At 67.5% G+C, this 5666-nt stretch carries 4 protein-coding genes and 1 pseudogene; 3 read left to right on the top strand and 2 right to left on the bottom strand.

All coding sequences use genetic code 11. The features are described from left to right. Positions 1–345: 345 nt before the first annotated feature. A complete protein-coding gene (locus ACTWPW_RS62730) occupies positions 346–1398 on the bottom strand; it encodes a saccharopine dehydrogenase family protein (protein WP_443174803.1) in 1053 nt (350 codons plus the stop codon). A 142-nt stretch (positions 1399–1540) separates the two neighbouring features. On the opposite strand from ACTWPW_RS62730, the gene ACTWPW_RS62725 reads away from it, so the two are divergent. Beyond that, complete coding sequence (locus ACTWPW_RS62725; protein WP_443174802.1) at positions 1541–2467, top strand: AraC family transcriptional regulator; 927 nt, start codon at positions 1541–1543, stop codon at positions 2465–2467. A gap of 34 nt (positions 2468–2501) precedes the next feature. Here ACTWPW_RS62725 and ACTWPW_RS62720 read toward each other — a convergent pair. Next, a pseudogene (locus ACTWPW_RS62720) lies at positions 2502–2686 on the bottom strand (transposase); the annotation flags it as partial. Between the two features lie 588 nt (positions 2687–3274). On the opposite strand from ACTWPW_RS62720, the gene ACTWPW_RS62715 reads away from it, so the two are divergent. Together ACTWPW_RS62715 and ACTWPW_RS62710 are read left to right on the top strand one after the other, a co-directional pair. Then, entirely contained in the window at positions 3275–4957 is a 1683-nt protein-coding gene (locus tag ACTWPW_RS62715; protein ID WP_375114179.1) for a tectonin domain-containing protein, read from the top strand. Positions 4958–4967: 10 nt separating this feature from the next. Then, positions 4968–5543, top strand: coding sequence for a hypothetical protein (locus ACTWPW_RS62710; protein WP_443174801.1), 576 nt, complete (start codon positions 4968–4970; stop codon positions 5541–5543). Positions 5544–5666 lie beyond the last annotated feature (123 nt).

The raw sequence follows: 5666 nt of genomic DNA, 5'->3' as shown, positions 1-5666 counted from the left end.
TCCGACGGCCGCCGCCAGTTCGCCGTATCCACCACGCTGAGATCGACAACCAGCAGGCCATACCCGTCAATGACGCCATGAACAAGGCCACCGCGACCGTGCTCTGCCCCAGCCGATGACCGGAGGCGTCCATCCACCGCGACCTGCGTTCACGAGCCCCTGGACCCCGCGAACCGATCAACGGCATCGACGTGGCGCCCGGTGCCGGGGTCTCGGCGGCAACAGCGTCATGCGGCCTCCCGTCCATGCACTCTTGAGAAGGAATATCTCCATGGTTGTCAGCCGTAGGGCCTTTGTCGGCGGGCGCTGCTGATGGCGCCTGCCGTTAACGAGCAAGGCTCGTCGTCAGGTTGCCGGCGCGTCCTCGATGATCCACTGGATCCCATGCGGGATGAGAAAGTCGAGGAAGGCGGTCGGGTGGTAGGCCTGGGCGGGTGCGAGTACTCCCGGCTTGGCGGGGTCGGCGATGAGACGGCGGGCGCCTTCGACGGCGATCACCGCGGTCGTGCCGTAGGTGTCGGGGCCCTGGACGATGCCGCGGGCGCGGCGGCCGTCGGTACCGGTGGCGTCGACCACGTAGGTGAAGTGCTGGGTGCGGCGGCTGCCCTCATCGGGTCCTTCGGGCAGGCTTTCGATGATCTCCGGTGTGAGCGGGGTGTTCAGCCGGTCGCCCAAGGCCGCCTCGGTCAGGCCCTCGACATGCCGGACGCGGATGTGACGGGGAATGGTCACCACCTCCGGCACAGGGAAGGCCATCACCGGGGTCGCCTCCGATTGTCCGGGCAGCCTGATCGCGGTGTGGCGGGCGGGCATGCCGGGGCGCCAGTCGCCGTCGTCGTAGGCCATGCCTCCCGCCTTGATGGCGTCGATCGTTTCGACCAGCGAGCGCAGCGAGCCGCGCGACATGCCGCCGCCCCCGACGATCGCGTGGGTGGTGATGATCTCTTCGACCGGTTCAAGGCGGCCGGCCAGGATGTGGGCCAGGAGGTCTACCGGGACGCAGCCGTCGTTGGCGGCGGGTACGACGGTGACCCCGGCGTTCTCCGCCTCCGTGGTGAAGGTGTCGAAGATCTTCTTGATGTAGAGCTGCTCGCCTGAGGTGTCGACGTAGTGGCAGCCGGCGGCGATCGCGGCGCGGACCACGGCCTCACCTGACGAGGTGAAGGGTCCGGCGCAGTTGATGACGCCGTCGCAGCCGCGGAACGCGCGCACCAGCGCCCCATGGTCGCCGGTGCCGGCCACGCGTCGTTCCGCGTCGAGGAGGCCGACCGCCGAGGCGGCCTCCTCCAGGCGCGCGAGATCACGTCCGGCCAGGACCGTCTCGACGTCGCGTCGCGCCAGTTCGGCGAGCACGAGCTTTCCCTGGTATCCACTCGCGCCATAAACGGCGATCTTCATGTCATCTCCTCACGATGGGAGCTGCGCGGTTGCTCAGCCCACCAGCACAGTAAGGCGCCGACACAAGACGATCGAATGCGTGATCCGCTCTAGAGTTTGCGTCATCGTCTTCACCGAGGTCGTCGTTGGTTACACTGGCTGCGTGGATGTTCTGTCTGATGTGGTGAGTGCGGCGCGTACCGGTCGCCCCCACTCGGGCCGGGTGACCAAGTCCGCTCCCTTCGCCGAGCGGTTCCCGCCGGTGCCATCCGCCGGGTTCCACATCGTTCTCCAGGGAACGTGCTGGCTTCTCCCCTCGCAGGGTGAGCCGATCGCGCTCGGGCCGGGCGACGTGGCGTTCCTGCCGCGCGGATCCGCACACGGTCTGGCCGACGACCCCTCCACCCCGGTGAGCGAGCCGCCCACGACGCTCACCGGAGTCCATGACGGCCGCGACGACGAGACGCCAGCCGACCGGCCGCCGACGGTGGTCATGCTCTGCGGTGCCTACCTCCTGGACAGATCCGCGCCGCATCCGCTTCTGAACGACCTGCCCGAGGTCATCCACCTACCGACGCGGGTAGGGCGCCACAGGGAACTCCGCGCCGCGGTCGAACTCCTCGGTGTGGAGCTGGACAGCGACGCCCGCCCGGGCTCCGACACCATCCTGCTCACCCTGCTGGATCTTCTGCTGCTCTACATCCTGCGCGCGTGGTTCGAAGAACAGCGCGTCTCCGGCCACTCCGCCACCGGCTGGGCCGCGGCCCTGCACGACCCCGCCGTCGCCGCCGCACTCCGCGCCATCCACGCAGACCCCAGCCGGCCATGGACCGTCGAGGAGTTGGGCGCGCAGGCACGCCTGTCCCGCGCCGCCTTCGCCCGGCGGTTCACCCATCTGGTCGGCCAGCCACCGCTCACCTACCTGACATGGTGGCGGATGACCACCGCCGCCCGGCTCCTGCGCGCCTCCGACGCCCCCGTCAACACGATCGCCCAGCAGGTCGGCTACAGCTCGCAGTACACCTTCACCCATGCATTCAAACGCCAGTACGGGTCACCGCCCGGCAGTTACCGGCACCACGCCGGCTGAAGCACAACACCCGCGCAGGGATCTTCGGAGTCAGGCGGCCTTCGAAGGTGATGGCGGAGGCGTTGAGGGCGGCTTTCCAGCGGGTGATCCAGCGTTTGCGGCCATTGCCGGTCGGGTCCAGGCTCATGATCGCCATGTGGACGCACTTGAGCGCGGCCTACTCGTTGGGAAGTGGCCGCGGGCCTTGACCGCCCGCCGGATCCGGGCGTTGACCGACTCGGGGCGGCGTACCGGAACGAGGCGCGCAGCAAACCCGCACCGCCATGCGCTACGTCGAACCCGGCCCCGAAGCCATCGCCAAGGTCACCGAGGTGCCGGACCCCGCCGCCGTACGCATGACTGCGCACGTCACGACCCAAATGGCGGCTGGTGACAGACGCGTTAACAGCTCACCCCCTCGAATTATTTGAAGAAGTCGATCCTGGACAGTTTTACGGCCGACTTTCCAGGAGGCGCGATCGAATAAAAAGGCGTTTACGCTGACAGCGGCCGTGCCGACGGTGACCCACAAAATATTCTGGGCCGGATTCAGGCAGCTCAAACCCACCTTATGGCCGTTGGGGAACTCTCGGCAATGTTGGTCCGTAAATACTGTAATCATTGCCGATTCTCGACTTTGAATGTAGCTTCAAGCAGGCCACCAGCACGGCCACTTGGCCCAGGACGGCCCCTTTTCAAGCGGCCCTCGGAACCGAACTGTGCAGTCGGTTGTCCTTTGCGTTGTGCCATGGATTCATTTACGTGCGAGCAAGGTGACTGTCACATCGCAGCGGTCACCGTCGGGAACGTCGATAGGAGCGCCGAACCATGAGTAACGGCAGTTTCCTCGCCATCGGTACGGACAACAATCTCCACTTCCGGGCCGGGCTGAACACGGGCTGGGTCCCGGTGCCCAACGGCGGACCGGTGACCGCGGTCAGCCAGCTGAAGAACGGACTCCTCGTCGGTGTGGGTACCGACAAACAGCTCTACACGCGCGCCGGCCTGAGCGCCGGCTGGGTCGTCGTCCCCAACAGCGGCCCCATGATCGCGGTGGCGGTGCTGCTCGATGGCAGGCTCCTCGGCGTGGGCACCGACCAGAATCTGTACACGCGAGCGAGCCTGACCGCAAGCTGGGTCCGCATTCCCAACAGCGGCAGCGTCACGTCGGTGACCGTGCTGCCTGACGGGACCATCGTGGGTGTCGGCACCGACAACAAACTCTGGTCGCGAGCCGGCCTCACCGCGGCCTGGACACAGGTGGCGGGCAGCGGCACGGTGAAGTCGGTGACCGCGCAAGCCGACGGGACCCTCGTCGGCGTGGGGATGGACAACCTGCTCATGACGCGAGCCGGCCTGAATGCGGCTTGGGTCCAGGTGCCCAACAGCGGCCTGGTGAGCACGGCCACGGCACTGAAGGAGACGACCCTCCTGGGCGTCAGCACGGACGGCCTGCTCATGACACGAGCGGGTCTGACCGCGCCCTGGGTAACGGTGCCAGGCAGCGGCACCGTGAAGGCAATCACCACACTGCGCGACGGGACCATCTTGGGGGTGGGCACCGACAACATGCTCATGACGCGAGCCGGCCTGAATGCGGCTTGGGTCAAGATCCCCAACAGCGGCCTGGTGATGGGTGTCGCCGTGCTGCGCGATGGGACCATCCTCGGCGTGGGCACCGACATGCAACTGCACACGCGAGCGAGCCTGACCGCGGGCTGGGTCAAGGTCGCCAACAGCGGCAGCGTGACGGCGGTGACCGTGCTGCCCGACGGGACCATCGTCGGCGCGGGCACCGACAAACAGCTGTACACGCGAGCGAGCCTGACCGCGGGCTGGGTCCTCGTTCCCGGCAGCGGCAGCGTCACGGCGGTGACCGCGTTGCCCGACGGGACCATCCTCGGCGTGGCCATTGAGCCGAACCTGCACACCCTGTTCTCGCGCTCCGGCCTGACCGGGCCTTGGAAACCGGTCCCCAACAGCAGCCCGGTGACCGCGGTCGCCGTGATCGACGCGGTCGACCAGCGCCTCAACTTCGAGTGGCAGCACCAGAGCCAGACCATGTGGTGCTGGTCGGCGTCCTCGGTCGCCATCGCGAAGTTCTACAACCCCGCCACCGACTGGACCCAGTGTTCGCTGGCCGACGCCGAGCTGGACCGGGACGACTGCTGCGTGGGCGAAGGCGCGGTATCACCCTGCAACCAGGGACGGTGGCCGGACACGGCGCTGCAGCGGATCAAGCACTGGAACGAACGTCTGAACGCCGGCCTGACGCCCGCGCAGGTCAGCGCCGAAATGGCGAAATCCGCGCCGGTCATGGCGAACATCGCCTGGTCGGGCGGCGGAGGCCACATCGTGGTGGTGACAGGCCGCTTCCTCGACGCCGACGGGATCGAGTGGGTCAGCGTGGCCGATCCGTGGGACGGACCCCGGAACGTGTCCTACACCACCTTCCGCGAGAGCTATCAGGGCAGCGGGACCTGGAACGTCTCATACAAGACTCAGGGCTGAGGAGAACGCCATGCCAGTGCACCTGTCCGACCCGTCACCCGACGTGCCCGCGAGAGTCAAATCGAAGCTCCACGCGTTCGCCGACGACGCCCAGTTCACCACCAAGGCGCTGCGCGGCGCCCGCAAAGACCAGCTCGACGTGTCCACCCCGCACGAGGTCTACACGCTGGGACTGAACGACATCACCGCGGGCGGCGGCCTGGACCGGGCGCAGCCGGTGGGATGGCGCTACCTGATCGTCGAAGGCGGACAGCCCATCGCCACCGCCGAGACCGCGCCGGGCCCGGACGGCACCCAGGAGGTGTCCCAGTTCGCCGAGGGGCCGTTCGTGGCCGCCACCGACAAAGCCGTCAAGATCCTCCGCAAGCTCCCCGAACTCGAAGCCAAGGGCTTCGAACTGCGCCTGCTGCGCATCCCCGCCCTCTACATGATGGCGCTATGGCTGCACGCGCCCGACACCGACCTGATGGTGCCGCTGGAGCCCTCACCCGTAGGGAAGGCAGGCAAGCGCATGCCGGCCGAGGAGTTCTTCAACGACCTGTCCGAACTGGCCCGCTCGGCGGCCCTTCCCGACCAGCCCGACTAGGGCGCGTATTGGGTTGTGATCAAGGGGTGGGTCGTGTGAGGTCTTTGATCCAAATCATCGCGCCACGAAGGTGGAGGCCGGCGATGTAGCTCTCAGGGGTCTTGTCGTAGCGGGTGGCGATGC

The sequence above is a fragment of the Nonomuraea sp. KM90 genome (assembly GCF_052246675.1).
GTDB lineage: Bacteria > Actinomycetota > Actinomycetes > Streptosporangiales > Streptosporangiaceae > Nonomuraea.
Note: the sequence above shows the minus strand (reverse complement) of the source record. Positions and strands in the feature narration are given on the sequence as shown.

Coding starts and splice junctions, on each gene's coding strand:
- ACTWPW_RS62730 (WP_443174803.1), bottom strand. CDS start 1,398: ATGAAGATCGCCGTTTATGGCGCGAGTGGATACCAGGGAAAGCTCGTG.
- ACTWPW_RS62715 (WP_375114179.1), top strand. CDS start 3,275: ATGAGTAACGGCAGTTTCCTCGCCATCGGTACGGACAACAATCTCCAC.
- ACTWPW_RS62710 (WP_443174801.1), top strand. CDS start 4,968: ATGCCAGTGCACCTGTCCGACCCGTCACCCGACGTGCCCGCGAGAGTC.